At 64.2% G+C, this 25,850-nt stretch carries 33 protein-coding genes; 29 read left to right on the plus strand and 4 right to left on the minus strand.

The genetic code is table 11. The features are described from left to right. Window positions 1-146: 146 nt before the first annotated feature. Together J4G43_RS23960 and J4G43_RS23965 are read left to right on the plus strand one after the other, a co-directional pair. Window positions 147-632: a hypothetical protein gene (locus tag J4G43_RS23960; RefSeq protein WP_166352935.1), complete on the plus strand. Its 486-nt coding sequence runs from the start codon at window positions 147-149 to the stop codon at window positions 630-632. A 1,261-nt stretch (window positions 633-1,893) separates the two neighbouring features. Further along, entirely contained in the window at window positions 1,894-2,118 is a 225-nt protein-coding gene (locus J4G43_RS23965; protein WP_038945789.1) for a hypothetical protein, read from the plus strand. Between the two features lie 6 nt (window positions 2,119-2,124). Here the strand turns inward: J4G43_RS23965 and J4G43_RS23970 are convergent, their stop codons facing one another. Together J4G43_RS23970 and J4G43_RS23975 are read right to left on the minus strand one after the other, a co-directional pair. Beyond that, entirely contained in the window at window positions 2,125-2,619 is a 495-nt protein-coding gene (locus J4G43_RS23970) for a hypothetical protein (RefSeq protein ID WP_157790362.1), read from the minus strand. Window positions 2,620-2,720: 101 nt separating this feature from the next. Further along, complete coding sequence (locus J4G43_RS23975; RefSeq protein WP_157790361.1) at window positions 2,721-3,143, minus strand: helix-turn-helix transcriptional regulator; 423 nt, start codon at window positions 3,141-3,143, stop codon at window positions 2,721-2,723. A gap of 122 nt (window positions 3,144-3,265) precedes the next feature. Between J4G43_RS23975 and J4G43_RS23980 the strand changes: the two genes are divergently transcribed. The 7 genes from J4G43_RS23980 (at window position 3,266) to J4G43_RS24010 (ending at window position 6,186) form a co-directional block, all read left to right on the plus strand. Continuing rightward, window positions 3,266-3,448 (plus strand): hypothetical protein, encoded by a 183-nt coding sequence (locus J4G43_RS23980; RefSeq protein ID WP_038945786.1) that lies wholly within the window; start codon window positions 3,266-3,268, stop codon window positions 3,446-3,448. A 191-nt stretch (window positions 3,449-3,639) separates the two neighbouring features. Then, a complete protein-coding gene (locus J4G43_RS23985) occupies window positions 3,640-3,837 on the plus strand; it encodes a hypothetical protein (protein ID WP_208086518.1) in 198 nt (65 codons plus the stop codon). After that, the gene (locus J4G43_RS23990; protein ID WP_038945784.1) at window positions 3,830-4,135 is read left to right on the plus strand and encodes a hypothetical protein; all 306 of its coding nucleotides are present in this window, start codon (window positions 3,830-3,832) and stop codon (window positions 4,133-4,135) included. Before J4G43_RS23985 ends, J4G43_RS23990 begins: the two co-directional genes overlap by 8 nt. Continuing rightward, the gene (locus J4G43_RS23995) at window positions 4,132-4,299 is read left to right on the plus strand and encodes a hypothetical protein (RefSeq protein ID WP_157790550.1); all 168 of its coding nucleotides are present in this window, start codon (window positions 4,132-4,134) and stop codon (window positions 4,297-4,299) included. Before J4G43_RS23990 ends, J4G43_RS23995 begins: the two co-directional genes overlap by 4 nt. Beyond that, window positions 4,296-4,499 carry a hypothetical protein gene (locus J4G43_RS24000; protein ID WP_208086519.1) on the plus strand — a complete coding sequence of 68 codons (204 nt, stop codon included), beginning with the start codon at window positions 4,296-4,298 and terminating at the stop codon, window positions 4,497-4,499. The genes J4G43_RS23995 and J4G43_RS24000 overlap by 4 nt, the downstream gene beginning before the upstream one ends. Continuing rightward, window positions 4,496-4,960 carry a DUF2493 domain-containing protein gene (locus tag J4G43_RS24005; protein WP_208086520.1) on the plus strand — a complete coding sequence of 155 codons (465 nt, stop codon included), beginning with the start codon at window positions 4,496-4,498 and terminating at the stop codon, window positions 4,958-4,960. Before J4G43_RS24000 ends, J4G43_RS24005 begins: the two co-directional genes overlap by 4 nt. Beyond that, window positions 4,870-6,186 (plus strand): hypothetical protein, encoded by a 1,317-nt coding sequence (locus J4G43_RS24010; protein ID WP_208086521.1) that lies wholly within the window; start codon window positions 4,870-4,872, stop codon window positions 6,184-6,186. The genes J4G43_RS24005 and J4G43_RS24010 overlap by 91 nt, the downstream gene beginning before the upstream one ends. Here J4G43_RS24010 and J4G43_RS24015 read toward each other — a convergent pair. Further along, a complete protein-coding gene (locus J4G43_RS24015; RefSeq protein WP_155257990.1) occupies window positions 6,161-6,379 on the minus strand; it encodes a hypothetical protein in 219 nt (72 codons plus the stop codon). The genes J4G43_RS24010 and J4G43_RS24015 overlap by 26 nt on opposite strands. 233 nt (window positions 6,380-6,612) lie before the next feature. Further along, the gene (locus tag J4G43_RS24020) at window positions 6,613-6,774 is read right to left on the minus strand and encodes a hypothetical protein (RefSeq protein WP_157790359.1); all 162 of its coding nucleotides are present in this window, start codon (window positions 6,772-6,774) and stop codon (window positions 6,613-6,615) included. Between J4G43_RS24020 and terL the strand changes: the two genes are divergently transcribed. The 20 genes from terL to J4G43_RS24120 all read left to right on the plus strand — a co-directional run bounded on the left by terL (window position 6,773) and on the right by J4G43_RS24120 (window position 25,814). Continuing rightward, entirely contained in the window at window positions 6,773-8,218 is a 1,446-nt protein-coding gene (gene terL, locus J4G43_RS24025) for a phage terminase large subunit (protein ID WP_208086522.1), read from the plus strand. The genes J4G43_RS24020 and terL overlap by 2 nt on opposite strands. Then, entirely contained in the window at window positions 8,215-10,311 is a 2,097-nt protein-coding gene (locus tag J4G43_RS24030) for a portal protein (RefSeq protein ID WP_208086523.1), read from the plus strand. The genes terL and J4G43_RS24030 overlap by 4 nt, the downstream gene beginning before the upstream one ends. A gap of 224 nt (window positions 10,312-10,535) precedes the next feature. Further along, window positions 10,536-11,408, plus strand: coding sequence for a hypothetical protein (locus J4G43_RS24035; protein WP_208086524.1), 873 nt, complete (start codon window positions 10,536-10,538; stop codon window positions 11,406-11,408). Window positions 11,409-11,444: 36 nt separating this feature from the next. Further along, on the plus strand, window positions 11,445-12,632 hold the full coding sequence (locus J4G43_RS24040) for a phage capsid family protein (RefSeq protein ID WP_166352957.1): 1,188 nt from the start codon (window positions 11,445-11,447) through the stop codon (window positions 12,630-12,632). Window positions 12,633-12,703: 71 nt separating this feature from the next. Continuing rightward, complete coding sequence (locus tag J4G43_RS24045; protein ID WP_208086525.1) at window positions 12,704-13,129, plus strand: hypothetical protein; 426 nt, start codon at window positions 12,704-12,706, stop codon at window positions 13,127-13,129. A gap of 69 nt (window positions 13,130-13,198) precedes the next feature. Beyond that, window positions 13,199-13,462: a hypothetical protein gene (locus J4G43_RS24050; RefSeq protein ID WP_208086526.1), complete on the plus strand. Its 264-nt coding sequence runs from the start codon at window positions 13,199-13,201 to the stop codon at window positions 13,460-13,462. A 67-nt stretch (window positions 13,463-13,529) separates the two neighbouring features. Continuing rightward, entirely contained in the window at window positions 13,530-13,937 is a 408-nt protein-coding gene (locus J4G43_RS24055; protein ID WP_208086527.1) for a hypothetical protein, read from the plus strand. Then, window positions 13,937-14,278: a hypothetical protein gene (locus tag J4G43_RS24060; protein ID WP_208086528.1), complete on the plus strand. Its 342-nt coding sequence runs from the start codon at window positions 13,937-13,939 to the stop codon at window positions 14,276-14,278. The genes J4G43_RS24055 and J4G43_RS24060 overlap by 1 nt, the downstream gene beginning before the upstream one ends. Then, on the plus strand, window positions 14,278-15,696 hold the full coding sequence (locus J4G43_RS24065; RefSeq protein ID WP_208086529.1) for a packaged DNA stabilization protein: 1,419 nt from the start codon (window positions 14,278-14,280) through the stop codon (window positions 15,694-15,696). Before J4G43_RS24060 ends, J4G43_RS24065 begins: the two co-directional genes overlap by 1 nt. Next, entirely contained in the window at window positions 15,693-15,935 is a 243-nt protein-coding gene (locus J4G43_RS24070; RefSeq protein WP_028152237.1) for a hypothetical protein, read from the plus strand. Before J4G43_RS24065 ends, J4G43_RS24070 begins: the two co-directional genes overlap by 4 nt. 1 nt (window position 15,936) lies before the next feature. Further along, on the plus strand, window positions 15,937-16,749 hold the full coding sequence (locus tag J4G43_RS24075) for a hypothetical protein (protein ID WP_038945233.1): 813 nt from the start codon (window positions 15,937-15,939) through the stop codon (window positions 16,747-16,749). 10 nt (window positions 16,750-16,759) lie between these two features. Further along, window positions 16,760-18,733, plus strand: a complete 1,974-nt coding sequence (locus J4G43_RS24080) for a hypothetical protein (RefSeq protein WP_028152235.1) — start codon at window positions 16,760-16,762, stop codon at window positions 18,731-18,733. A 2-nt stretch (window positions 18,734-18,735) separates the two neighbouring features. Next, the gene (locus J4G43_RS24085) at window positions 18,736-20,292 is read left to right on the plus strand and encodes a hypothetical protein (RefSeq protein WP_208086530.1); all 1,557 of its coding nucleotides are present in this window, start codon (window positions 18,736-18,738) and stop codon (window positions 20,290-20,292) included. A gap of 33 nt (window positions 20,293-20,325) precedes the next feature. Continuing rightward, window positions 20,326-21,303, plus strand: coding sequence for a hypothetical protein (locus tag J4G43_RS24090; RefSeq protein ID WP_208086531.1), 978 nt, complete (start codon window positions 20,326-20,328; stop codon window positions 21,301-21,303). A 6-nt stretch (window positions 21,304-21,309) separates the two neighbouring features. Then, window positions 21,310-21,651, plus strand: a complete 342-nt coding sequence (locus tag J4G43_RS24095) for a hypothetical protein (RefSeq protein WP_038953507.1) — start codon at window positions 21,310-21,312, stop codon at window positions 21,649-21,651. Further along, complete coding sequence (locus tag J4G43_RS24100) at window positions 21,648-22,829, plus strand: hypothetical protein (RefSeq protein ID WP_038953506.1); 1,182 nt, start codon at window positions 21,648-21,650, stop codon at window positions 22,827-22,829. Before J4G43_RS24095 ends, J4G43_RS24100 begins: the two co-directional genes overlap by 4 nt. Before the next feature lie 380 nt (window positions 22,830-23,209). Beyond that, window positions 23,210-23,854, plus strand: a complete 645-nt coding sequence (locus tag J4G43_RS24105) for an SGNH/GDSL hydrolase family protein (RefSeq protein WP_225005755.1) — start codon at window positions 23,210-23,212, stop codon at window positions 23,852-23,854. Continuing rightward, window positions 23,851-24,654, plus strand: coding sequence for a hypothetical protein (locus J4G43_RS24110; protein ID WP_208086533.1), 804 nt, complete (start codon window positions 23,851-23,853; stop codon window positions 24,652-24,654). The genes J4G43_RS24105 and J4G43_RS24110 overlap by 4 nt, the downstream gene beginning before the upstream one ends. Window positions 24,655-24,669: 15 nt before the next feature. Next, window positions 24,670-25,572, plus strand: coding sequence for a hypothetical protein (locus J4G43_RS24115; RefSeq protein ID WP_157790282.1), 903 nt, complete (start codon window positions 24,670-24,672; stop codon window positions 25,570-25,572). A gap of 8 nt (window positions 25,573-25,580) precedes the next feature. Then, the gene (locus J4G43_RS24120) at window positions 25,581-25,814 is read left to right on the plus strand and encodes a hypothetical protein (RefSeq protein ID WP_038943588.1); all 234 of its coding nucleotides are present in this window, start codon (window positions 25,581-25,583) and stop codon (window positions 25,812-25,814) included. Window positions 25,815-25,850 lie beyond the last annotated feature (36 nt).

The raw sequence follows: 25,850 nt of genomic DNA on the forward strand, positions 1-25,850 counted from the left end.
ATGCACGGATGGCCTCGACGGCCGCTGGAATATCGGCGTAGGCGTTACGCAGAAAGTGCCCGGTTTCGCGGGCCGCTTCGTGGCGGTCCGGGCGGCGGACGGCCCTGATCGTCGCAACAGTGCTGCAGGATGACCTTCGGAACACCATGGCACCCTTCAAGCAGACCACGCTCCCAGCCCACTACAGGGGCGACCAGACCTTCGGCAGGCCGAGTGGCTACCGACCGGAATACGGTGACATGCTGATCGATGCGACGAACAACGAGGGCATCAGCCTCACCGCCTTCGCCGGGCTGATCGGGGTGAGCCGGGACACGGTGTACAGGTGGATCAGGGAGCACAGCGACTTCTCCGACGCGGTGTCTCGCGCGCGGCCTGCTCGGGTGCTGTTCCTGGAGCGCAAGCTGTTGCGGGCGCGCAAGGGCGCGGAGACCAGCGCTGCCGTGTTCGCACTGAAGAACGCAGACCCTGAGGAGTGGCGCGACGTGCGCTCGGTCGAGCATGGGCACAGGCTGAAGGTCGAAACCCTCACCGATGCCGAGCTCTACGCCATCGCAAGCCAGAAGGCGGGGGCGCATGGCACTGTGATCGATGGGGAATACACCCGAACTGCCGACGAACCGACACAGTGAAACGGACGTTTCAGTGTTGCAGCCGCCTCGGGGCTGTGACGTAGTGTGGTTGCGTCCCGGTGACGTGACCAGCTCGCATCAGGTACGACACATGCGAACGCATCGAAATAGGTGAGTGATCCCAAGAGGGAGGGGGCCGTGCCCCTCTGCCAGGGGGACCGGGGGAGGAAAAATCTGGTCAGGGAAGCATGCTTTTATTGACATGCCTCTCCACATCACCCTCAACTAAAAAACCGTCTAGCGCCTACTCAAGAAGATCACCGATTGGTCATCGAGTTTCGCCGATCCTCAATTACGGACCGGTTCGCATCGGGGGCAGGCGCCGTCGGCTGCCCGCCCAAGTTGGCATGCGATCTCCTCGATCAGGTCGTCATGATCCCAGCACGTACCGTCGGTTCTGCTTATGGCTTTCGCCCGATTATATGCGTGAGTCTCGGCGTTAGAGTCGCCGACTCGAACAATTACATCCGGGTGGAACGGACAAGCGGCTGTGGCCCGCGTCGTCAGCAAAGCGTAGCGCACAAGTGATTCAAGATTGTCCGCATCGACCGACATCAGAGCTTACCGATCCGAGCCCAAACGAACATCTAAAGGGGCGCTGAGCAGCGAGGGGCCTACCTAGCAGGCGGGTGCTCGTGACCGTAACAACCTAACTCGATGTCGCTCGGTACGTTGATAACGCTACTCCCAGCGCGGAGGTTCGCTTTGCGCTAAGTCAAATCGGGAAAAGTTCGCGCAATGGCAGCAGCGATCCTGGCAACCGCGTCACCCGAGGGAGGAAAAGTTCCCTAGCAAGCATGCTTATTTCAACACCCCCCTCCATGTCACCGCCACCTCCAGAATTCGCAGTCACGCCGTGGGCGTGTGCAGGGGGCCTCGGCCCCACGGGACCAGCGGGCGGTGTCCCAGTCGGACGAACAACACCCGCAGCGGCGGCACCGGGTGCCTTTCCCCGGTGGCCGCCGCACCTTCGACATGGTTACGCTGTAACCAGCAAATCGTAACCAGTGTAACCAGCCCATGGACATCCAGACTGTCTTGCTGATTGCCAGGCTTCGACGGACCTTCAGCCGCCAGCCAGATGTGCTGAACGCCTGTTGCGAGTTGGAGCGGCTCGACCGACAGGTCGCTGACTTGGAGACGCGCGGGCAGGACGCCAGCCCGGCAGCTGAGTGTGCTGGTGCCGGGAGGGCGTCCGCCAGCATGACAAAACCGAAGCGGGACCGCGCCGCCTACATGCGCGACTATCGGAGACGCAACCATGGCTGAGTTCTTCAGGCTGAGTTTTGTTTTCAAGGGCACGCGGGCAGAAGCCAAGGCGCTGCTAGACGAGCTGCGCAGGAAGCACGGCGTCCGCAACGCCAAGATCGGCAAGCAGCTCACGGCAGATGAGGCCGCGCTGCTCGCCGGAGCCTATGACGAGGCGCGCGGCGCGCTGCGCAGCGTCGGCCAGACCAAGGGCTTCGCCATCGTACCGCTGGAATAAGCCGGACTACTGATCCTCGGGGACCGGTTCGCCCCACTTCTCGATTATGGATTGCTCGTAAGCGGTAAAATTCCGCACGCGGCGCATAATGCGCAGCACGTTGAACATTTGCAGCATGCTGGTCGCAGCGAGTGCTGCGGCCCCTATCGTGCAGATGATGAACACCACCGCTGCGGTTCTGCTGTGCAACACTTCGGTCTTTTGGCCGACGTAGGCGAAGAAGCCAATGGAGAGCATCATCATGTAGTAGAGACCGGCGAACACTGCGCCGTGAATGGCATACGATTGCCGAAATTGGAGATCGGCGAGGACTTGTCCGCTGCCTGCCATGATGTGTCGAACGTACCAGTACCGCCGAAGCTCTCGGTCCCGCGTCTGGTTCAACTTCGCAACTTGCCGGTTGCCCAAATACCCGCGAACCGGGTCAGTCCATAGATTGGCTGCTATCGAGAAGGGTATGCCGACCACCGCCGCACACAAAATCCCCAGCCAAAAACTCAAGTCCATTTCCACTTCCCCCAGTTGCGTAAAAGCTAGCAGCTCCCCTCAAAGTGGTCGAGCTAAGTGGCGGGTTTTCCCCGCCTTTGCCTTCGCCCCGTGGCCTATTTGACTGTTCCTGGCGCGCCCCTCTTTTTACCGACGGGCTTTCTGCGCTCCTCGCGATGCCGCTTGATTTCCCGCTTTAATTCGCGGGCCGCTTCGTCGCGGTCGCGCTGCGCCTGCCTTTGCCGCTTCGCCTGTTCCTGCAGCTCAACGACGCTCGGCAACGGGCCGTCGTCGGGTTCAAGCCCCAACGCCACGGCGAAGGTGTTTCGCTTCCGTGTCTTGATGTTCTCGAACGCGATGTCGAGGTCGTAGCGATCCCAGACCACCATGCCGTCGATCTTGATCCCCGATGGAAAGCGGCCTTCACTGACGAGCCGCAGGAACGAACTCTCCGACATATCAAGATAGCGGGCCGCTGTTGGCGCCCGCATCCCGCGCGGCGCGTAGTTGATGAGCCGTTCTTTTCGTGGTCTGCCCATGGTCCTCTCCAGTCGCGGACGTAGCTGGCCATGAGTCGGGTAGGGCCTGCGGCCCGGTCACAGATATTTTTCGCTTCCGATGCCCCCTATGCCCCCATGCCCCCTATGCCCCCATGCCCCCTATGCTCCAGATCACCGCGCCGCACTTCTGTGCCGGGCTCATCGTCGAGGACGGCAAGGTCACGGAGGCCGCGCCGATCCTCAAGTGGGCAATCGGGAAGACGGATAACGAGCTACGCGCATACTGCGCTCGTAAGAGTTGGCGCGTGCGCGAGATTTCTGAGCATCCGGCCCAAAATCGCTAAGTCGAACTCTTTACGACAGGGGCGAATTGTGCGTAGTTTTCGGCAAGCCCCGACATACCGCTTCTGGCCGCCCCTGAAGCGGTGTCATCGGGGCCTTGTCGGGCAGTGCAGCCTCAGCCCCCCAGCCCAATCTGCACTGACCCGGCTCCAATCATCGAGGACAGACGATGATGTGCGAGCGTTGCGAAGCGATGGAAGACGGACTGCAGTCGATTGTGCAGTGGTCTGAAGCCTATCCCCTCTCTGTTTTCCCCGAACCCGATCTGAAGAAGGCGCGCGCCGCGCTGGAAGCTGCAGGCATCAGCCTCGACAGCATCTCAGCGCATTGCATGCGCCACGTCATCACGTCGGTCGGAGAAATCGCGCGGAGGGCATTGGGTGATGACTGACCGCAGCCAGACCAACGCCCAGATCGCCCGGCTCGAGGCCCGCGTCGCGGTGCTGGAGCAGGTGATCTTCCAGCTCAACCCGTCCGCGCTCCGTCCGAACATCGACAGCGTCGAGGCGGTCAAGAATTTTCTGCGCAAGCATGACATCGACAAGCTCTCGCCGCACGTCGCGCGGTTTCTGAGCGATCAGCTGCCTGTCGATTGGCGCGCGCTCGCCAACAGCGCGGGCGCAATCCAGACCTTCAAGCTGCTCGCGCAGAACGTCTCGATCATCGACGCGCGCAAGAGGCTGTCGTGAGCCGTGACGATCTCATCGACATCATCCGCGACGAGCTGAAGCGCCAGCAGCGCGACCGCAAGGTCTCTCTCGTGCCGGTCGAGACGCCCGACAAGTTCGATGTGATCGGCATCATCGATGTCCACGCGCTCGCCGACGCCATCGCGCGCGAGCTGCCGTCATGACCGAGTCCGCGCACGACCGCGACCTGCGTCTCGTGTGCGACTTGCGCAAATATCGCTCTGCGCAGGAGCAGAAAGTGATCGACCTGCTGTTCGCCAAGCTGATGCGCGGCGACAGGCGCGGCTTCGAGCACTCCTTGCGCAGCCGCACCGCAGCCGCTCTGCGCCGACGTGGCGTGATCAAGGTGGAGCGGGCGCAATGAACGTCATCGTTTGCGGCGGGCGCACCTTCGAAAACTACGCGGCGGTCAAGAAGTATCTCGACATGCTGCACGACCTCCACCGCTTCACGCTGCTGATCCATGGCAGGGCGAGGGGCGCGGACACCTGCGCGCATCGCTGGGCGGGCGAGCACAAGGTGCCGGTCGAGATGTTTCCGGCGCACTGGCGGCTGCACGGCAACAGCGCCGGGCCCATCCGCAACAAGCAGATGCTGGCCGAGGGCAAGCCGCAGCTCGTGATCGCGTTTCCTGGCGGCGACGGCACCGCCGATATGTGCAGGCAGGCCCGCGCTGCGGGCGTCACGGTGATTGATCTGAAAGATGAGCGCACGAGGGCAGAGGTAACGCAGCGATGGCGGACGAGGAGCCAAGGCGCGACTACAAAAGCGCCGCAGACCTCCTCCGCGACCGATACGGCGAGTTCAGGCCGCTCGGCGAGCTGAAGCGCACGCCCAGCATTTCCGACAAGCTGCTCGCGCTGGCGACCGCGCCAGCAAAGACGGCGGTCAAGATCGTCTCGGGGCTGGCCGATCTCGGCACGCTGCCGATGCGCGCCATGGACGCGAACCAGCGCTACATGGAGACCGGGCAGTACGATCCGGCCCCGTTCGTCGAGGCTGCCATGCTGCCCACGGGCGCGGGTGCGTTTGCCGGTGTGCCGCGCGCCGCAGGCGAGACCGTGCTCGGTGCCGGTGCCGTGCGCGATCCTGCCATGTGGCACGGGCTCTCGGAGGTGAAGCTGCGCAAGCCGCTCGCCGAGATGGAGCGCACCATCGTCAATCCGCGCGCCTCGACAGAGCGCGTGATCTCGCCAGAGCAGCTGCAGGGCAACGTGCTGCTGCCAGCGCTCGGCGACCGTGCGGCGATTGGTGGTCAGGTCAGCAGGATCGGTGATGTGCCAATCAGCAACCCGGTCGATCTGCAGGGCGGCCACGGCTTCATGTCAGCCGAAGGCCCGCACGCCTGGGCCTCCGAAAAGGGCCGCATGACCACCATGGCGAACCGCGTGCGCAGGCTGCAGGACGAGTACGGCAACGTCTACGCGCCTTACACGGCGATGGGCGAGCGCGCGGTGGACTTCTCGCACCACATGAGCGACGCGCTCAGCGAAATGCTGAAGCACGCGCCGGTCACCGGCAAGGGCGCGGCCGAGTTCGATGCGCTGATGCGCGCGCCGCGCGGCAAGGACTTCCCGGCAGCAGAGAGCTGGCCGGGTGTCACGTCGCCCGATCTGCGCGATTATCTGATCAACGCGCCCGGCGTCATCCGCGCGAAGTTCGCCAAGGAAATGGACAAGGCGCGCTTCGCAAAGGAGGGCTTCCCCGACGTTGCGGAGGCCCGCTTCGCAGTTACTGATCCGCGCCTGCTCAACACGCCGTCGATGGCGTCGGGCCTGTCGATCTCGCGGCTCGACCCGGTGACCTCGGCGTCGCCGCATCGCACGTATTCGACTGGCATCCACGGTGACTATGTCGGCGGCTTCGGCCAGTCGATCCCGAAGGAGGTGATGTTCCCCGACATCGCTGCAGCCTATGCGGAGCAGGGCTACAAGCCGCAGCAGTTTAACTACCTGCTGGAGCGGGGCACCGCCCCGGTCTATCAGGAAACGAACCAGCGCTGGCTGGACACGGTGATGGATTACATCAATCGCGGTCGTGCCGAACCTTGATCGGCAGGCTGGTCTCGCGCGACAGGCGCTCGGCCAGCTCATGCGCCTTGTCGGCGGCGTCCTCGCCCTCGATGCTTTCGAGCAGGCTGAGCATCTCGCCATCGGCGTCGAGCGCGCAGACGTGACACGCCTCGTCAACGAGGCGCAGGCAATCCACCTCGATGGTGGCGGTGTTGGGCGGGATCGGTCTCATGGCGCGATGATAGCGCACAAACCACGACGGGAGCGAGTGAAAAATTCGCGCAACTACCCCTGATCGCCCTCGCACTTTTTGCGCCTGTCAAGCCGCGATGCGGTCCATGCGACTTCTGCACCGGTCGTATCGTAATTGTTGCGAGTTTGTAATGTTTGGCGTTTGATGGTTCTCCCTTGGGAGGGGAGCCCGCAATGTCACAAGAAAAAGAGCGGCACCACTTTGCGCTTATGTCAGTGGTCGATGCGTTCACTGACATCACCGGGATGTCGGCCGAGCGGCTGGGGCGCTTGATCGGGATGCCACATTTTGTATCCCACGTTCATGATGGCGTGACGAACGAGCAGGAAATCAGGGCGGCCTTCGATCTGATGGGCCGCTTCTTCAGCAATCATGATCTCGGCGGAAGACGCCGCAGGGGAAATCCTCCGGCGAAAACTGCTCCGCGCGTCCCTCGCGGAGTGGTGCATCGCAAACGGCTACACGCCAGCCCGTCACCATCTGCTGCTGATCGAAAAGCTGGAGGCCCTTGCGCGGGGTGACATCCCGCGCCTCGCGGTGTTCATGCCGCCGGGCTCCGCGAAATCCACCTACGCCTCGGTGCTGTTTCCGCCGTGGGCGATGTCGCAGTTTCCGAAGGCGCAGTTTCTCGCCGCCTCGCACACCACGGAGCTGGCAGAGCGCTGGGGGCGTCGCGTCCGCAACCTGATCGCGGAGCACTCCTCGATCCTCGGCATCACGCCCGATGACCAGAACCAGGCGGCGGGCCGCTGGGCGATCAAGGAAGGCGGCGAGTATCTCGCGGCAGGCGCGCGCATCGGCATCGCCGGTTTCCGCGCGCTGTTCGGCGTGATCGATGATCCCTTGCGCAGCAGAGAGGACGCCGACAGCGAGGCGATCCGCGAGCGGCTCTGGGAGTGGTACCTCTACGACTTCCGGCCCCGCCTGATCCCCGGCGCGCGTCAGCTGCTGATCCAGACGCGCTGGCACGAGGACGATCTCGCGGGCCGCTGCCTCAACCATCAGCCGTGGGAAGTGATCTCGCTGCCCGCTGAGGCGAAGGCGAACGACCAGCTCGGCCGCGCGCCCGGCGAGTTCCTGTGGGGCGACGATGCCTACGGCTACGGCGAGCAGCTGCGAGAGCTGAAGGAGACGACGCCGCCGCGCGTGTGGTCGGCGCTGTACCAGCAGGCGCCGGCTCCCGACGAGGGCGACTTCTTCAAGACCCAGTGGTTCAAGCCGCTCGACATCGCGCCATCGCATACCTTGATGCGCTGCTACGGCGCGAGCGACTACGCGGTGACCGACAACGGCGGCGACTTCACCGTGCATGTGGTGATCGGCGTCGATCACCTGAACAATCTCTATCTGCTCGACATCTGGCGCGGTCAGAGGACGACCGATGTCTGGATCGATGCGTTCTGCGATCTGGTCGAGAAGTACAGGCCGCTCGCATGGGCTGAGGAGACCGGCCAGATCAAGGCTTCGGTCGGGCCGTTCCTTGAGCGTCGCATGCGCGACCGCCGCGTGTGGGTCAATCGTGAGCAGTTTCCGACGCGCGGCGACAAGGCGGTGCGCGCGCGCTCGATCCAAGGGCGGCTCGCGCTCGACGGCATCTTCTATCCGAAGAACGCGCCGTGGGCGGCGGACTTCTTCGCGAAAGTTCTCAACCTGTGGGTTGGCAAGCACGACGACCAGGGCGACGCGCTCGGCCTCGTCGGCCAGCTGCTCGACAAGATGGTGAAGGGCCGCGTCGGCGCAGCGCCGACCGTCAAGCTGCCGGATGACGGCTACCGCTCGGTGAAACGCAACAACAATGTGGATGCCATGACGCTATGATCAATCTCGACACGGCTGTCGCAAACTACGCGAGCTACGAGAGTCCCAGCGACACAGCCACCTCGAAACTGATCATCCGCCGTCGTGAGTTCGAGGACTACTGCTCGGCGAAATCGCGCGAGATCGAGGAGCAGCGGCAGTCGTGGCGCTACTATCACGTCGATCAGTGGACGCCAGAGCAGCTCAAGGTGCTGCGCAAGCGGCACCAGCCGCCGATCACTTTCGACCGCACCGGGCGCAAGATCGACAGCCTGTCGGGCACCATCCGCCGCCTGCGCACCGACCCGAAGTGCTATCCGAACACGCCGAACGGCGAGCAGGGGGCTGAGGTCGCGACGCAGGTGATCCGCACCATCAACGACGCCTCGTTCGCCGAAGACCTTGAAGTGGAATGCTGCCGCGACGCGCTGGTGCATGGCATCGGCATCGATGAGCTGATGCTGGTGCCCGGAGACAAGGGCGACCCCGATCTGCGCTTTGTCTATGTGGACCCGCGCACGTTCTTCTACGACCCGCGCAGCTTGCGCTCCAACTTCGGCGACAACCGCTTTCACGGCGTCTACAAATCGGCGGACATCGACGAGCTGGACGCGCTCGCCGACGGCGCGTCGGAGCTCGTCAAGGAGCATCTCGACAGCGACGGCGGCTACTGGACCGCGTTCGATACCGACCGCGAGAGCCTCTGGGTCGATAGCCGCCGCCGCGTGCGCCTGATCGACCACTGGTACAAGCGCGGCGATCAGTGGCGCTGGTGCCTGCACACGGGCAACGTCGAGATCATGAGCGGCGAGAGCCAGTTCTTCAACGAACGCGGCCTGTCGATCTCCAAGTATCACGCGTTCGCCAACATGATCGACATCGACGGTGATCACTACGGCTTCGTGCGCCGCCTCAAGGGACCGCAGGACGGGCTGAACCAGCACCGCTCCAAGGCGATCCACATCATGAACACGCGGCAGCTCAAGATCGCGCAGGGGGCCGTTGACGACATCGAGGTGACGCGGCGCGAGGCTGCGCGGCCTGACGGCGTGCTGGTCTACACCGGAGACCCGAAGGCGCTGGAGGTGCTGCAGCCGGAGCAGGAGTTCCTGCAGCAGACCAAATACTACGAAGACGCAAAAACCGAGATCGACAGCTTCGGCCCGAACCAGCAGCTGATCCAGGAATTTGGCCAGAATGTCTCCGGTCGCGCGGCGAACATGCTGCAGCAGGCCGGGCTCGCGGAGCTGGGGCCGTTCCTGAAGAATTTCCGCATGTGGAAGCTGGAGCGCTACCGCGCCTGCTGGGTCGCCGCGCAGCATTACTGGACTGGCGAGCGTTTCCTGCGCGTGACCGGCGACCAGAACGTCGCGCAGTTCATGCAGATCAACGGCGTCGAGCTGGACCCGTATGGCCGCCCGATGCTGGTCAACGTGCTCGGCAACATCGATGTCGAGATCAAGGTCGATGAGGGCCCGGACACCGAGACGGTGATGGGCGACATCTTCGATCTCTTGATGTCGCTGAACCAGAACAACGTGCCGGTGCCGCCGCAGCTCATCATCGAGGCGTCGAACCTGCCGCCGTCCGAGAAGAAGAAGCTGCTCGGCATGCTGGCGCAGCCCGACCCTGCGAAGCAGGCAGCGCAGAACGCCATCATCCAGAAGACCATGGCCGAAGCTGCTCTCGCCAACGCGCAGGCTGGCAAGGCGCAGGCCGACGCAGGCAAGGCGCAGACCGCAGGCTTCCTCAACATCGCCAAGGCGCGCACCGAAGGCATGCCGGACGGTCCCGAACCGAAGACGCCGCTCGACTACGCGGAGCAGCTCGCCAACATCGCGGAGACGCAGGCGACCGCGGAGCACAAGCGCGCCTCGGCCGAAGCGTTGCGCAACAAGGACCGCGTCACGCCGCTGCAGCTGCTCGCCGACCACGCGCAGCGTCATGCTGATCGCTTCTCGCAGTCCATCGAGCAGATCGCCAGCCGTGGCATCGAGACCTATCACCGCAATCTCGACCGGCGCGTGGATGACTTCCACCGCGCTGAAGATCGCGACAGCCGCGAGCGCGTCGCGCGCTTCGCTGCCGCGCGTCGTCAGACCGCACAGAAATAGAAAACCGTCATCGCGTAGCCCGTCGTTATGCGGCAGGCCGGTGACGGGCGGGCGCGGCCTGTCCCCGCGCCCGCAACATCCTTCGTCCGCGTGAACGAAATCACGCACACGCCTGATGCGAGCGAGATCGCATCACCCAGCGAGAGGGATGTCTCGCCACGCCGCTCGTCGCGATAGCCGGGCCACGTTTGCCGGAAACGACATTCCGGGGAGACCACAAGGCAATGACTGACGTAACGCAGGGCGCTGACGCGCTCGACGAGAATGCTTTGTTCAATGCGGCTGTCGAAGCCGAAACGCTCGACAAGTTCGAGAACCCGCCACCCGTGAAGGAGCCGGACAAACCGGCCGCCCTGGCACCGGACGGCAAGACCGAACCGAAGCCCGAACTGAAGCCTGAAGCCAAGACCGACGACAACGCGCCCGTTCCGCCGGGTCGCTTGCGCGAGGAGGCTGAGGCGCGGCGCAGGGCCGAACGTGAACGCGACGATCTGCGGGCGCAGATGCAGCTGCTGGCGCGGCAAGCGCCGCCACAGCAGCAGCGCGAGCAGCCCAAAGGCATCGACCTGTTCGAGAACCCCTCGGGGTTCGTGCAGCAGGAGCTGAAGCCGTACCTCGAAAACATCCACACGCAATTCCAGATGCAGCGCGAAGCGATGTCTCTGGACTTCGCCCTGCAGCGGCATGGCGAGGAGAAGGTGGGCTCCGCACGGCAGGCTCTTGAACAGGGCATGCAGCGCGGTGATCCGCACGCGTGGAGCACCTACCAGCGCGCAATGGGTTCGCACGATCCCTACGGTGTCATCGTCAAGTGGCATCAGGACGGCGAGACGCTGCGCAACATCGGTGGTGATCTCGACGGGTACAGGAAGCGCATTCTCGAAGAAGCACTGGCCGATCCCGAGTACCGGGCTCGCGTCATTGAAGCTGCGAAAGGTCAAGCGGCAGCGACAGGTCAACACGTCGCTCGCCCAGTCAAGCCTGCGGTCGCCTCTCCATCGCTCGGCAACATCGGTGCCGGTGGAGGTGACGCACAAACCGTCGAACCCTCCGACGCTGAACTGTTCCGGGCCGCAACTCAGGCAAAGCGGCGCTGAAACGACGCGCCGCGCATCACCCAATGGTGAGCGGCTATGCTTACGTCCAACCACGTAAATAACGAGGTCATCAAGTTTCGCCGTCAGGTGATCTCGGACTTCCTGCGGCGCTCGCGCTTCGATCCGTTCATGGGCGACAGTTCCACGAACGTCATCGTGCGCCTTGCCGATCTCGAAAGCGATGGCAAGCAGGTCAACGTCCCGCTCGTCAACCAGATGTCAGGTGACGGTGTCGGCGCTGGCACGCTGCGCGGCAACGAGGAAATGCTCGACAGCTACGGCTTCCCGCTGTGGGCGGACTGGGCCCGCAACGCGGTCGCCAACAACCGCGCGTCGAACAAGGAGTCCTCGTTCAACGTCCGCTCGACCGCGCGCGATCTCCTGCGCGGCTGGGCACGCCGTGTCGTTCGTGATGACATCACGGACGCGCTGCTCTCGATCCCGACCTCTGCCGTGCAGGCGAACCGCTTCGGCGTTCCCGGCAACCGCGTCAACGGGATCAAGTGGTCGGCTGCGACCGCAGGCCAGAAGGACAGCTGGATGAACGCGAACCTCGACCGCGTTCAGTTCGGCACGGTGGCCGCCTCGGCGGTGCCATCCACCTTCGCGGCGGCGGCGCTGCTGCTCGACACCACCGCCGACATCATGACGGCGGCTGTGGGCTCGCTTGCCAAGCAGAAGGCGAAGCAGTCGGGCGTCTCCTCGGCCAATCCGGGCGTCTACAACGGACGCCCCAAGATCACGCCGTGGGAGATCGAGGAGCTGGACGAGGAAATGTACGTCTGCTTCCTCGGCGACGGTGCGTTCCGCAGCCTGCAGAACGATCCCGTCATGTACCAGGCCAACCGCGACGCGCGTGCGCGTGAGGGCAACCCTACCAGCACCAACCCGATCTTCACGGGCGGCGCGCTGCTGTTCGACGGTGTTCTCTACAAGAACATTCCCGAGATCACGCAGCGTCTCAACCTCGGGCTGATCGGCACCGCGTCGGCGAACGTCGAGCCGTTCTTCCTGTGCGGTCAGGCCGCGCTGGCCTATGCGACCGGCCAGATGCCGCGCCCGACGCAGCTGGAGGACGGCGACTACGACTTCGTCACCGGCCTCGGCATCGAGGCGCAGTACGGCGTCGGCAAGATCGCCAAGGCACCGCTCACGGCGTCCGGCGCGACGGTCGGCGATCTTGTCGATTGGGGCATGGTCACCGGCTTCGTCGCCACGACCTGATCTGACACGACCCACAACACCGACAGCGTGGACGGACCCGCCCGCGCTGATTTTTCTCGAACGATGAGATCATGACCATGGCTCCTCGCACTGCATACCGTCAGCCGCAGGCTGGCGGTCAGGGTTTCGCCCGCACCAAGAAGGTGTTCGGCGGCCCCACCATCACGCTCGTTGCCGGTGACGTTGCGCTCAACGCGCAGACGGCCATCGCCCGTGTCCCCAAGGGTTTCATCCTGCAGTCCATCGGCGGCTCGGTCGGCGACCTCGATACCGGCGCGGCCCTGATGGTGGCGCTTGGCGATGCGGGCAACAACGCGCGCTTCTTCGCCGCCAACGCGATTGGACAGGCGGGCGGCGCGATGCCTGCACTGGTCGCCGGTTCGGTCGGCTACGAGTTTCCCGACGACACCGACATCCTGTTGACTTCAACGGTGGCGGCAGCGGGTCTCGGCCCGACACCGACGATCAACCTGCTGCTGGAAGGCTACATGAAGTGAGGGAACGCCGGGCTTCGGCCCGGCGTTTTTTCCGTTTCATGTGGAACGCACACCGTAAAGGGAAACGCGATGAAGAAAGCAACTGTGACGTACACCGCGCCGAAGGGCGAGGCGAAGACGCTGGACATCGGCGGCACCACGCTCGTTACCGGCAAGCTTGACACCGTGATCTGCGAGGACGCCTTGATGGCGCGCCTGGAGAAGGCGGGCGGCATGCTCAAGGTCGAGGGCGTGAGCGACTACACGCCGCCGAAGGAGGTCTCCAAGGGTGATGAGCCCAAGGAGGGCCCGAAAACGGAAGCCAAGGACGAGCACGGCAAGGCGCACCGCTAAGCCGAACGCGAAGAAGAAGGTGAAGAAGGGCCGCCGCTGAGCGGCCCTTTTCATTGGGGAGGGACGGATGGCGGTTCTACCAAGCGGCAATGTCATGGTTATCAACGGGCCGGTGATCGCGGCAGGCGAGAGCGTCTCCGACGCGATTGATGTCACCATGGGCCGTATCGTGCGGATCACGATGCCCGCCGACTGGCTGAACGCGCCGCTGACGTTTCAGGTCTCCAGCGACGGCGCGTTCTTCAACGACCTGTTCGACAGCAGCGGGCACGAGGTCACGTTCATCGTGCAGCCGGGCGTCGGCGTCGTCGTGCTCAGCGAAAACTCAGTGTCGTTTGGTTTCGTCAAATTCCGCTCGGGCACGCGCGAAAGCCCCGTGCCGCAACCGGCGCAGCGCGAGTTCGCCGTCGCTGTGCTGGACTACAGGGTGCCTACCATCGAGGCGTTCTCGATCCCGATCAAGCTGGTGACGTGATGGCAGAGACGCACAGCTCCGAGGAGCTGATCAACAAGGCTGCAGCGATCCTCGGCAAGTATGTTCCGGGTGAGGCGCTCGGCGATGTCGAGCACGCGACCATCGACCGCTGCATCGACGACGTGATCGCCGAGATCAACAAGATCGTCGCCATCTTCGACCGCAACGAAATCCCCAACCTCGTGTTCGAGACCATGGCGCGCCTCGTCGCGATCTACGCGGCAGCCGAGTTCTCGAACCAGCCGCTCGATCTGATGGCGGTGCAGCAGCACGAGCAGCGTCTGCGCTACCTGATCGCGCAGACGCCGACCTACGAAGTGCTGGCGGTGAATTACTTCTGATGAGCGATGTCCCGTTTCCCCTCCTGACAGCGCCGGGTCTCAAGCCGCAGGCCGCAGGAGGCCGCGTGCTCAACTGCTACCCGGAGAAGCTGCCCGAGACCGCTGGCAAGCCGTATGGCTGGTTCAGGGTGCCGGGCCTCAGCGCGTTCGGCACAGCGCCGAGTGGCCGCTTCCGTGGCGGCGTGCTGGTCAACAACAGCTTCTATGGCGTGTTCGGCACGTCGGTCTATTCGTTCAATTCGGCGGGTGGCGCGGGGACGGTGCTGCCGGGCACGATGCCGGGCTCGGGCATCGTCTTCGCCGCCCGCAACAGCGCCGCCAACCCCGACGTGGTGTTCGTCTCGCCCGGCGACGGCGCGTTCTGGATCAATGGCAGCGGCGTGGTGGTCGCCTATCCCGATGTCAATATCGGCCAGCCCAATTCGGTGGTGTTTCACAAAGGGTTCTTCGTCTTCACCTACGGCAACGGCACCACGCGCACCTCGAACGTCAACGTCACCACCATCAACGTGCTCAACTCGGCGACGGCCGAGAGCAAGCCCGACACGCTCTATCGTCCGGTGCCACTCGCAAACGGTCAGCTGCTGTTGTGCGGCTCGACCTCGCTGGAAGTGTGGGGCGGCGCGAACGACAGCGGCTACCCGTTTTCCTACATCGCGACCATCGGGCGCGGCCTCGTTGGGCCCGCCGCGATTGCTGGTAGCGAGGACGGGTTCGGCAAGGGCATCTTCCTCGTCGGCGACGACTACCGCGTCTCGCGCCTCAACGGTTACGACTGCGTGCCGATCTCCAACTCCGACATCGACACGCTGATCGAGCGCGAACCGGTCAAGAGCAACATTCGCGTCGGCGTCTTCAACTCGCGCGGCCACGGCTTCGTCGTCGTCCAGGGCGCCGCATGGTGCTGGATTTTCGACACCACGCTCAACACATGGCACGAGCGGCGCTCGTACCTGCAGCAGTATTGGCGCGGCCTCTATCCCGTGCAGGCTTTCAACAAGTGGCTGTGCGGCGACAGCGACGGCGCCAACTTGTGCGAGATCAGCGCGCAGGTGCGCAAGGAGCTGGGCAACCCGATCAGCATGCGGATCGAGACCGGCCCGTTCGGTTCGTTTCCCAACGCGGTGCGGATCAACGCCATCGAGCTGTATTTGACCAAGGGCGCGAGCGACGCGACCGGTCACGACCCCGACGAGACCAATGTCGAGATCGCGATCTCGATCTCCCGCAACGGCGGTCAGAACTGGTCGAACCCGCGCAACGTCAAGATCGGGCGGCAGGCGATCACCAACGGGCGGGTGCGCGCCTCGATCTGGGGACAGGCCGAAGTGCAGGGCGTGCGCTGGCGGTTCGAGGAGAGCGCGGGCGTGGACTTCGCGTTCATGGGCGCTGACATGCTCGGGGACAAGCTGCGATGAGGACGAAGTTCTCGTTGCCCGCGCAGAACGTGCCGATCCTTTTGCCTGACGGCACCATGAACCCGACTTGGTACGAGAAGCTCAAGGTGATCGAGAGCTTCGTCAATCTGTTCGGCTACATCGAATTTTCGCGGCCGACCTCTCCACCCGCATCGCCGCCGACCGTCACCTCGATTGCCAACAATCAGGTGCTGATCTGGGACGCGACACAGGGCCAGTTCAAGGCTGGAGCAAACTGACATGGCTGGTTTCTTTGACACGCTGTTCGGCGGTGGTGCCGAACGCGAAGCTGCGGAAGCCAACCGGCGGCTCGCGGCCCAGTACCAGACCTCGTCGCTTGATGCGCTCAACAGCACCTACGGCGAAGGCACCGCCGCGATCAACAAGGGCATCTCGGCTTACGACCCACTCGCCGCGCTCGGCACCAAATACAACGCTGCAGGCGATGTCTGGATGAATGCGCTCGGCGTCAACGGCGCCGACGCCGCGAAGGGCGCGCAGTCCGTCTTCCAGACCACGCCCGGCTACGAGCTGACGCAGAACGCCGCGCTCGATGCCATCGACCGCAGGCGCGCCATCGGCGGCATGTACGCGAGCGGCAATGCCGACATCGACACCGGCAACTGGATCACCAAGAACCTCTACGAGACCCAGTATCAGCCGTGGATGGCGGGCCTGCAGGGCGCCGCTGGCATGGGCGGCCAGTACACGGCGGCGGCGGCACAGGGCCAGCAGGGCGGCTACACCAATCTCGCAAACCTTGCGCAGACCTACGGCCAGAACCAGACCAACGTCTACGGCAACAACATGAACACCAACGTCGCGGCGAACAACCAGCAGGCAGCGGGCGAGGCGGCGGGCGCGAAGAACCTGCTCGGCGCGGGCCTGTCCATCGCGGGCGCGGCGTTCGGCATGCCGGGCCTCGGCTCCAGCTTCACAGGCGGCGGCGGTGGTGGCGGCGGCGGTGCCTACTCTGGCGGCTCCTACAACTTCTCAGGCTCGCCGCTCGGGCAGGGCCTGAGCAAGTTGGGCGGCATGTTCGGCTTCGGCTAGGAGACCGGCGATGGCGATCAACCCCGTCCGGTATGACATGCCGGGCTCCTTCATCGGCGAGATCGACTGGTCACCGCTGGCGCGCATCGGTGAGACGCTGCGGAAGAACCGCGAGGAGGAGGAGGCCGCGCGCCTGATCGCGCAGCTCTACGGCTCGGGTCAGCAGAATGGCCCCCAGCAGAATGGCCCTCAGGTGACTCAGCCGCCGCCCGTGGGGAGTCCGCCGGGCGCGGCGACTGCACCGCCCCCCGCCGCTGCCGCGCCACCGCAGGCGCTCGCTGGCCCGGTCCCGATGCCCCGGCCGCGACCGCAGGAAGCGAACGGTGTGCCGGGCCCGCAACTGCCCGCCGGGGCGCCCCCGCCGCCCGCCTGGTTCGATCAGGCAGGCGCCCAGAATTGGGGTCAGTACCCGCTGCGAGGCGGCACCGCGCCCGTGCCGACCACCCAGCCGCCGCCGTGGCCCGGCGCAGACGCGCCGGTAGCGCAGGCATCTCCGCAGGCTTCGCCCGTGGCGGCTCCCGCAACTCCTGCTCCTGCAGCGCCTGCGGCCTCGCCCGGTCTCGCAGGCGATCCCATGGCGCGCTACGCGCAGGCAACGTCCGCCATCGAGAGCGGCAGTCCGCAGGGCAACTACCGGCTGGTCGGCCCGCAGACGAAGACCGGTGACCGCGCCTTCGGCCGCTATCAGGTGATGGGTGCGAACGTCCCCGAGTGGACGGAGCGCTATTACGGCCAGCGACTGACGCCGCGTGAGTTTCTGATCAATCCGCAAGCGCAGGACGCGGTCTACAAGGGCGAGTTCGGGCGCCTCGTCGATAAGTACGGCCCGACCGGCGCAGCCAAGGCGTGGTTCGCTGGCGAGCGCGGCATGAACAATCCGAACGCGCGCGACATCCTCGGCACGTCGGTGTCGAGCTACGCGGATCGCTTCAACCGCAACCTCGGCCTGCCGCCCGAGATCACGTCGGGGGCGTCGCGCGGCGCGCCGCAGAGCAACGCGCTCGCCTTCAACGAGGTGCGCAACGGCGCGGTCGGCGCGCTCGTCAGCGACCAGCCGCAGGCCCCGGCGGTCAGCCCGGAGCAGCTGGCGGCGCTCGCCCGCAATCCGCTGACGCGACCGCTCGCCATCGGCCTCGTGCAGAAGCAGCTCGATCCCGGCACCTACGACTTCAAGATCGTCGGCGACAATCTGGTGCGGACCAACAGCCGCACGGGTCGCTCCGAGATCATGATGCGCGACGTGAAGAACGATTTCGAGGTGAAGACGGTCAAGGATGACGACGGCAGCGAGCGTCTGGTGCGCGTCAGGAAGCAGGGCCCTGAAGGGCCCATCGATACCGGAGGCAGCGCCTCGCAGGCGAACACTGGCAAGCTGCCGCCGAACCACCGCTGGATCGATCCGAACGACAAGAGCAAGGGTGTCGAACCGATCCCCGGCAGCGAGGCCGCCAAGGTCGGCGACGAGATCGTTGCGCGCGTCGGTCTTGCGCGCTCCTTCATCGGCACGTTGTCCGATCTCAAGGCCCGCGTCGCGCGCGGCGATGTCGGCATCGACAACTGGCAGAACCACACGCAGGCGATGGCGAATGTCGGCGTGCCCGGCGAGACCAAGCGCATGCTCGACGCAGGCGTCGAGGCTCTCACGCGCATGCTGACCGGCGCTGGCATGAACATCGACGAGGCGAAGCGTCAGGCACAGCAGTACAGCATCACCGCGCGGGACACGAAGTGGACGATCAACTCCAAGATCGACGCCCTCACGCGCCACCTCGACAGCATCGGCGAAGACCTCGGCCGCTCGCGGGGCGGCGGCAATCTGCTGCGTCGGCCGATCCCCGGCAGTGACGCACCGGCTGCGCCTGCCGCCACACCGGCAGCGGCTCCGCAGGGCGCGAAGCGGATCACGACCGACGCCGAGTATGACGCGCTGCCGCCCAACACGCTGTTTGTCGGGCCGGATGGCAAACCGCGAAGGAAGCCGTGAACATGGGCTGGCAGGACGCACCCGTCGTCACTGGCGGCGGTTGGCAGAGCGCTCCACTTGCCAACGAGGCACCGCCCGTTGCTGAGCCCGCTGTTCCTGAAGGGCCGCTGTCGTGGTCGGACGTGCCGGGTCTTGCACTGCAGAACGCGCCGTCGAGCATCGGCAACTTCGTCTCCGACATCGTGCAGCCGATCCTGCATCCCATCGACACCGCGACCGCGATCAAGAATGTCGGGCAGGGCTATCTCGAAAAGGGCGGCCTGATCTCGGGCGACCAACACACCCAGTACGCCGACGCGGTGAACCAGTATTTCGCCAACCGCTACGGCTCGACGGAAGGCTTCAAGCGCGCCCTGGCGGAAGACCCTGCCGGTGTGTTCGGCGATCTCTCGACCGTGCTGACGGGCGGCGAGACTGCGCTGGCGCGCCTGCCGGGTCTCGCTGGCAAGGCCGCGAAGGTCGCGGGCACGGCGGGGCGTTTTGTCGATCCCCTCAATTTGGTGACGAAGCCTGCGGCTGGTGCGGTGAAGATGGCCGACTATGCCCTCGGGGTCACGACCGGCGCGGGCCCTGATGCGATTGCAGCGGCCCGGCAGGCGGGGCGCGAGGGCGGTGCCGCATCGGAGGCATTGACCTCGCAGATGCGCCGCAACGCGCCCATCGACGAGATCGTCACCGACGCGCGCGCTGCCGCCGACCAGATGAAGCGCGACGCGCAGGCGACCTATCAGCGCGAGATGGCCGCGACCCGCGCCAACCCGACGCAGCTGCAGTTCAACGACCTCGACGCGGCGGTGAACCGCATCGACAACATCGTCAATTATCACGGCAGGCCACGTCAGGAGCTGCTGCCGATCCGCGACAAGCTGGTGGGCCTCGTGAACGAGTGGAAGGGCCGTGACCCCGCCTTCTTCCACACGCCCGCAGGTTTCGACGAGCTGAAGAAAGTCGTCTACGAGGACGTGCTCGGGAAGATCCCGTTCGAGGACAAGGCGGCACGCAAAATCGCTGGCGATCTCTATGACGCAGTCAAGGGTACCATCGTCAAGCAAGACCCGACCTATGCGAAGACGATGGCGAACTACGAAAAATATTCGACCGCGCTGCGCGAGATCGAGCGCACGCTGATCGGCAAGCCGAACGCGCCGGTCGATGCGGCGCTGCGAAAGCTGACCTCGATCATGCGCAACAACGTCAACACCAACTTCGGCAAGCGCGCCGACATGGTGCGCCAACTCGAGGCCGCAGGCGCGCCGCAACTCACCGACAAGATCGCGGGCGCCTCGCTCAATTCGCTGGCACCTCGCGGGCTCGCGCAAGCGGCGAGCGGCGTCGAGCTGTTTCACGCGCTCGGCGATCTCGCCAGCGGCCACGTCGGCTCGCTCGCAATGATCCCGGCGACGCTCGCAGCGGGCTCGCCGCGTCTGGTCGGGGAGGGCTCGCACGCGCTCGGCGTTGCGCAGCGCTACATGGATCAGTTCGGCTATCCGGCGCTGGAGGCGTCGCGGCAGATCGGCCGCGTCCCGCGACTATACGTTTCACCAAACCGCGATCAGTAGCCCGCCTCTGGCGGGCTTTTTGTTGAGGCACAGATGGCAGGCACCATCCCGCTCTCGCTCACCCAGCAGTTCGACGAGTTCGGCAAACCGCTGTCGGGTGCGCTGCTCTACATCATTCAGGCGGGCCCGGTGAGCACGCCGCAGCAGCCCTATCAGGATGCGTCACTGACCATCCTGCAGCCGAACCCGATCCAGCTGGACGCCGCAGGGCGGGTGCCGCAGTTCTTCCTGGCGGACGGCTACATCAAGGTTCGGCTTGACGACAAGTTCGGCGTCACCCAGCTCGCGCGCGACGGCGTCCTCGTGATCGGCCCCAGCGCGGGCGGTGGCGGTGGCGGCGGCGTTGATCCGACCACGCTGATCCAGACCGGCGCGATCCAGCCGTTCTATGCAACGGGCGTGCTCGCCGGTTTCGTCCGCATGAACGGGCGCACCATCGGCTCGGCCACGTCGGGCGCCTCGGAGCGCGCCAACGCGGACTGTCAGGCGCTGTTCAATTTCCTCTGGAATGGTGACAGCACGCTTCCGGTGGCGCCGTCTCGCGGCGCGTCGTCGGCGGCGGATTGGGCGGCGAACAAGACGATTGCGACGCCTGATTTCCGGGGTTGTGCGATCTCGGGCCTTGACGACATGGGCAACGTCCCGGCGAACCGTTTGACCGCAACCTATTTCGGCGCGTCCGGCCTCACACTCGGCGCATTCGGTGGCGGTGAGAGCATCGCCCTGACTATCGGGCAGATGCCCTCGCATTACCACGCCGCAGGCATTTATGACCCGACGCACGGGCATCCCGCTTTCGGCGCCGCCGTCACTCAGAACACTTTCCAGACCGGCACCGCGCCCAATCCCTGCACTTACTCGCCCAATCAAACGATTGGCATCGGCGCGGCTGCAACCGGCGTTCGCGTCAATAGCTCGAATGGCATTGACACCACCTACAGCGCGGGTGGCGGCGCGGCATTCCGCACCCTCGGCCCGCGCAAGCTCTGCACGCTCTACATCAAATTGTGAGGCGCCATGTACACCGGCTATTTCGCGACCGCCTCCAATCGCGGCGACTGGTCGGAAGCCATCGTGCTCACCGACGCCGAGAGCGGCGACACCATCGACATCACCGGTTGCCGGGTGACGCTGAGCGTCGCTGATGAGCAGGGCGGCGTGCGGCTGAAAGCCTCGACCGACGACGGCTCGATCACGCTGCCCGATGTCGGCACTTTCCAGTGGGACTTCTCTGACGATCAGATGAGCGGCCTGTGCCCTGGCGCCTACCACGTCGGCGTCCGCATCTCGCGCGACGACCGCACGGTGCAGCTCGTGATCGGCAACGTCAACGTGATGGAAGGTATCGACCAGCAATGAGCGACGCCATCAAGCTGAAGGTTCTGCCGCAGTTTCCATCGAGGCTGACCGGGCGCGCTGGCATCGACGTGACCAAGGTGAGCGGGGAGTATTTCCTCGATCTCGACTACAGCGATTTTCCGGTCATCAGTGCGGTGCCTGCGGGTGCGACCTACGCGCTGATTTTCGATCCCGCGACCGGACGATATGCGCAACTGCCGATCTCGCTGCTTGGCGGCGGTGCCGCTCCTGCAACCGCGACACCGCTGGTTGAGAGTGGCACGGGGTCGGTTGGTCTTTCCGTAAAATATGCGCGCGAGGATCACGTTCACCCAGCCTTTGGTGGCGGCGGTGGCATTTCCGACGCACCGAATGACGGCACCAGCTACGGGCGTAAAAGCTTGGCGTGGGCCAAGGTGCTCGATCCCGTCAATAATCTTGCGGACGTTCAAGACACCGCCGCATCCTATCGCAATCTCGGCGGCCTCGACCTTTCCACGGTGGTCAATCTCACCGCTGCCTCGACCCTGACCACAGCGGCATTCGGCAAGCTGCATTTCATCACCGGCACGGCGGCGTTCACGACGACGCTGCCGACGCCGGTTGGCAACGCCGGAAAGATGTTCGCCTTCTTGGTCGGCAATGCCGCCAATGCGACAAAACTGTTCACGCTGACGACACCGGCCGGTGCCATCGGTCGCAGCGGCGCCAGCATTATCATGTGGGCTAACGAGAGCGTGCTGTTGCGCTCGAACGGCACCGATTGGGACGTGCTTCAATCGAAGCAAATTCCGTTCGCTGGCACATTTACAAAGAGCACAAATCAATCGATCACCACCGGTCCTACATTCCAGAACGTCACGTTTGACAGTGCGTCCGGCGACCCGGCAGGGCTGAATTTAGCCTTTGCCAGCAACGTGTTCACGGCCCCGCGAAAATCGGTCTACGTCTTTACTGCCTACGTTTACATGACAGTGAGCGGCGGCCCGACCTATTGCCAGTGCCAATTTTCGTTCAACTTCGCCTCTATGGCAAATCTCGGCTCATTTGCCAGCGCCACCTTGACCAATTTCGGGCAGGCGCTGATCAACGCTGGCTCGACAGCGACAATTCAGGTTCGCTCGGACGGCGTTCCCACTGTGGCGGGCGCTACTCTTCCCAGCTATCTCAATTTCAACGAAGTGGCACCATCATGGTGATGATGGCACTAGCTTCGCAGCGCATGTCGGTCACTGGCGGCGGCTCGGAATATCCGCCGGTCCCCGGTCTCTATCTCGCCAATGACCCGCTGATCGCCTACACCGATTGCGTCGCGCCGTCCTACATCGTCGGCTTCATGCGGTTTCAGCGGCCAATCAATGATGCTGGCAGCGACTATCAATATTGTATGCCGGGAGCACGACAGCGCTTTCGCTCCAATGCCGCATCGGTCGCGGTGCAACTCCGCTGGAACGGTCTCGTAACGCGGACGGACTCTCGCAACCTGATCGGCCACATTTTCGTTGATGGTGTCTTCAACAGCAGTTTTCAAACTCCAGGTTCGATCAACCAAGTGGTGACTTCAACCGTCACCATCAACATGGGTTCGGCCGCCGACCGGCTCTATGAAATTATTTTGCCCTACGCCGATGGTGTCGAGTTCGGGCCAATTCAGGTCACGCCGCCGTCCGTCATCACCGCTGCGGCGAGCCGCACCGGGCGGTTGCTGGTGCCTTACGGCGACAGCATCACGCAGGGGTTTTCTGGGACCGATTTGCGCCGAACGTGGCCGTTCATGCTGGCGCAAAACCGGGGTTTTCGCTGCCTCAACATGGGTTATGGCGGGCGCGTGGTGGTGCCCTCGGACGGCACGGCTTGCGTCAACCTCGCACCCGACCTGATGATTGTGATGACGGGCACCAACGAATATCTGAGCCAAATTCCGGTCGCGAATTATCAGTCCAATTTAACCGGCTTCCTGCAAGCCGTTCACGCCATCAACCGCACCGTGCCGGTCTACCTCTGCGGCACGATCTACAATGCGGCCAGCCTGCCGATCCCGTTGACGAGTTATGCCAATGTCGCGGGCACCGTTATCGGCGCGCTCGGCTACCCGCAATTGATCGGGGTGGATCGTGCAACGCTGATCACCAATCCCGGCACACAAATGAGCCCGGACGGCACCCATCCGAACGATGTCGGAGAGGCGCAGATGGTAACGGGTTGGAGCGCCGCAATCGCATGAGCATTCCGTTCCTTAGCGTCAAGCCCCGCGCCATCAAGCTGAAAGTGTCACCGCGTTTCCCTGCCCAGGTGATCGGCCGCGCCGGTATCGATGTCACCAAGCAGAACGGCGATTATTTTTTTGATCTCGACTACAACGATTTTCCGACCATCGGCGCCGTACCAGCGCAGGCCACCAACGCGCTGATCTACAATCCCGCGACCGGGCAATATGCACAATTGCCAATCTCATTGCTCGGCGGTGGCATCCCGGATGCGCCCAGCGATGGCACGATCTACGGGCGCAAGAATGCGGCATGGGTCGCCGCTGGCAGCACGGTCTACATCAGGGACACGCCGCCCGTTGGCGCCGCCGACAATTCGCTATGGTGGGAAAGCGACACTGGCGCGCTTTACGTCCGGTACAATGACGGCAATACGGTGCAGTGGGTTGCCGTCGCGCCGGGTAACTCAACCGACAATTCGGCGTGGACGCAGACCATGCCAGTCGTCACCGCAACCAGCGGCGCGTTCACGTCGGCGTCCTGCGCCTTCCGCTACAAGCTCATTGGCAAATCGTGCCTGTTTTCGTTCTCGGTCTCGATGCCGAATGCAGGTACGGCGGCAGGAAACATCCAGTTCGATATGCCGGTGACGCCGATAGGAACTAATGCTGGTGGTGGCAAGGAGATTGCGGCTGTTGGTTACCAATGCAATTGGCAGACCTTCGGCACGCAAATGATCATCGCCAAATACGACAACACAACGATTATCGGCAGCGGTCGGACTGTTGTTGCAACTGGTGTTTTCGAGATCGCTTAGAGCGAGGCGAATGACGTGGCACATCTTGATTTCCCGGCGAGTCCGATAGTTGGCCAAACCTATTCTGTTGTGGGCTCGCCAATCTACACATGGGACGGCGAAAAGTGGACCGCGAGCGGCGGAGCCGCGCCACTTGTCCGCGAAATGCTGACGGCGGCGCGCACCTATTTTGTCAACGCATCCACCGGCTCGAATAGCAACGACGGGCTGACCAGCGCTACGGCGTTCCTGACACTGCAAAAAGCCTATGACACCGTTGTGCAGAAACTCGACACTGCGGGGCAGGCGATCACCATTCAAGGTGCTGGCGCGTTCACCGCTGGCATCAGTATGGCGAGCCCGTGGGTCGGCGGCGGATCGATCCTGATTGATCTTGGCGGTGGCTCGATCAACGCGGCATCGGGTAACGCGCTTGCATGCTCGTGCGCGCTACCCGCTATCGTGACAATTCAGAACGGGACGGTCGGAACGGGCGCGGGCGGCCTCGCGGCAATCAGCAATGGCGGTGTCGGAAATATCATCATTGGGGCCGGCATCACGTTCGCTAGCGTCGGCGGCGGCAACCACATTCATATGTACGCGTTTGGTCAAGGTGCCAAGATCACGGCCGGAACCAATTACAGCATTTCGGGGAACGCTGCGCAGCACCTCCTTGGATCGGAGGGCGGGGCGGTTATTGCGCGCAACATCACCGTGACGATCTTGGCAAATCTGGCGATCACCACTTACGCCTATGCTGAGCGGCAAGGGTTTATCTCCGCTCCAACCTGCACGTTCGCGCTTGGCGCATTCACGGTGACGGGCACGCGCTACCTCGCAACGGCGCTCGCTTTGATCTACACCTTCGGCGGCGGCGCCAACTACTTCCCCGGCACTATCGCAGGTTCGGCGCCGACAAGCGGCGCGCAATATATCTGAGGCGACAGATGATCGCGCTTACCGTGGTGCTGCACTTCATTGTGCTGCACAGCGTTGACGGTCATGAAGTGTCGATCAACCCTCGGGCCGTCACCAGCCTGCACGCCGCCAAGCCGGATCAGTCGAACAAGCTTTTCACGGAGGATGTCAACTGTGTGGTGGGCCTCAGTGACGGCAAGTTCGTCACGGTGGCGGAGCGGTGCGCCAGCGTTCGACAGAAGCTTGAGGAGCAGGGCAAATGACCGCAAAGTAAGTGCCCTCTAGAACTGACGTGCCCC

This window comes from Bradyrhizobium barranii subsp. barranii, from assembly GCF_017565645.3.
In the GTDB taxonomy this organism is placed as follows: domain Bacteria; phylum Pseudomonadota; class Alphaproteobacteria; order Rhizobiales; family Xanthobacteraceae; genus Bradyrhizobium; species Bradyrhizobium barranii.

Bases quoted from the DNA above. Each gene is read 5' to 3' on its own strand.
- J4G43_RS23960 (WP_166352935.1), top strand. From the start codon at position 147: ATGGCACCCTTCAAGCAGACCACGCTCCCAGCCCACTACAGGGGCGAC.
- J4G43_RS23965 (WP_038945789.1), top strand. From the start codon at position 1,894: ATGGCTGAGTTCTTCAGGCTGAGTTTTGTTTTCAAGGGCACGCGGGCA.
- J4G43_RS23975 (WP_157790361.1), bottom strand. From the start codon at position 3,143: ATGGGCAGACCACGAAAAGAACGGCTCATCAACTACGCGCCGCGCGGG.
- J4G43_RS23980 (WP_038945786.1), top strand. From the start codon at position 3,266: ATGCTCCAGATCACCGCGCCGCACTTCTGTGCCGGGCTCATCGTCGAG.
- J4G43_RS23985 (WP_208086518.1), top strand. From the start codon at position 3,640: ATGGAAGACGGACTGCAGTCGATTGTGCAGTGGTCTGAAGCCTATCCC.
- J4G43_RS23990 (WP_038945784.1), top strand. From the start codon at position 3,830: ATGACTGACCGCAGCCAGACCAACGCCCAGATCGCCCGGCTCGAGGCC.
- J4G43_RS24000 (WP_208086519.1), top strand. From the start codon at position 4,296: ATGACCGAGTCCGCGCACGACCGCGACCTGCGTCTCGTGTGCGACTTG.
- J4G43_RS24005 (WP_208086520.1), top strand. From the start codon at position 4,496: ATGAACGTCATCGTTTGCGGCGGGCGCACCTTCGAAAACTACGCGGCG.
- J4G43_RS24010 (WP_208086521.1), top strand. From the start codon at position 4,870: ATGGCGGACGAGGAGCCAAGGCGCGACTACAAAAGCGCCGCAGACCTC.
- J4G43_RS24015 (WP_155257990.1), bottom strand. From the start codon at position 6,379: ATGAGACCGATCCCGCCCAACACCGCCACCATCGAGGTGGATTGCCTG.
- terL (WP_208086522.1), top strand. From the start codon at position 6,773: ATGATCTCGGCGGAAGACGCCGCAGGGGAAATCCTCCGGCGAAAACTG.
- J4G43_RS24020 (WP_157790359.1), bottom strand. From the start codon at position 6,774: ATGATTGCTGAAGAAGCGGCCCATCAGATCGAAGGCCGCCCTGATTTC.
- J4G43_RS24030 (WP_208086523.1), top strand. From the start codon at position 8,215: ATGATCAATCTCGACACGGCTGTCGCAAACTACGCGAGCTACGAGAGT.
- J4G43_RS24035 (WP_208086524.1), top strand. From the start codon at position 10,536: ATGACTGACGTAACGCAGGGCGCTGACGCGCTCGACGAGAATGCTTTG.
- J4G43_RS24040 (WP_166352957.1), top strand. From the start codon at position 11,445: ATGCTTACGTCCAACCACGTAAATAACGAGGTCATCAAGTTTCGCCGT.
- J4G43_RS24045 (WP_208086525.1), top strand. From the start codon at position 12,704: ATGACCATGGCTCCTCGCACTGCATACCGTCAGCCGCAGGCTGGCGGT.
- J4G43_RS24050 (WP_208086526.1), top strand. From the start codon at position 13,199: ATGAAGAAAGCAACTGTGACGTACACCGCGCCGAAGGGCGAGGCGAAG.
- J4G43_RS24055 (WP_208086527.1), top strand. From the start codon at position 13,530: ATGGCGGTTCTACCAAGCGGCAATGTCATGGTTATCAACGGGCCGGTG.
- J4G43_RS24060 (WP_208086528.1), top strand. From the start codon at position 13,937: ATGGCAGAGACGCACAGCTCCGAGGAGCTGATCAACAAGGCTGCAGCG.
- J4G43_RS24065 (WP_208086529.1), top strand. From the start codon at position 14,278: ATGAGCGATGTCCCGTTTCCCCTCCTGACAGCGCCGGGTCTCAAGCCG.
- J4G43_RS24070 (WP_028152237.1), top strand. From the start codon at position 15,693: ATGAGGACGAAGTTCTCGTTGCCCGCGCAGAACGTGCCGATCCTTTTG.
- J4G43_RS24075 (WP_038945233.1), top strand. From the start codon at position 15,937: ATGGCTGGTTTCTTTGACACGCTGTTCGGCGGTGGTGCCGAACGCGAA.
- J4G43_RS24080 (WP_028152235.1), top strand. From the start codon at position 16,760: ATGGCGATCAACCCCGTCCGGTATGACATGCCGGGCTCCTTCATCGGC.
- J4G43_RS24085 (WP_208086530.1), top strand. From the start codon at position 18,736: ATGGGCTGGCAGGACGCACCCGTCGTCACTGGCGGCGGTTGGCAGAGC.
- J4G43_RS24090 (WP_208086531.1), top strand. From the start codon at position 20,326: ATGGCAGGCACCATCCCGCTCTCGCTCACCCAGCAGTTCGACGAGTTC.
- J4G43_RS24095 (WP_038953507.1), top strand. From the start codon at position 21,310: ATGTACACCGGCTATTTCGCGACCGCCTCCAATCGCGGCGACTGGTCG.
- J4G43_RS24100 (WP_038953506.1), top strand. From the start codon at position 21,648: ATGAGCGACGCCATCAAGCTGAAGGTTCTGCCGCAGTTTCCATCGAGG.
- J4G43_RS24105 (WP_225005755.1), top strand. From the start codon at position 23,210: ATGGGTTCGGCCGCCGACCGGCTCTATGAAATTATTTTGCCCTACGCC.
- J4G43_RS24110 (WP_208086533.1), top strand. From the start codon at position 23,851: ATGAGCATTCCGTTCCTTAGCGTCAAGCCCCGCGCCATCAAGCTGAAA.
- J4G43_RS24120 (WP_038943588.1), top strand. From the start codon at position 25,581: ATGATCGCGCTTACCGTGGTGCTGCACTTCATTGTGCTGCACAGCGTT.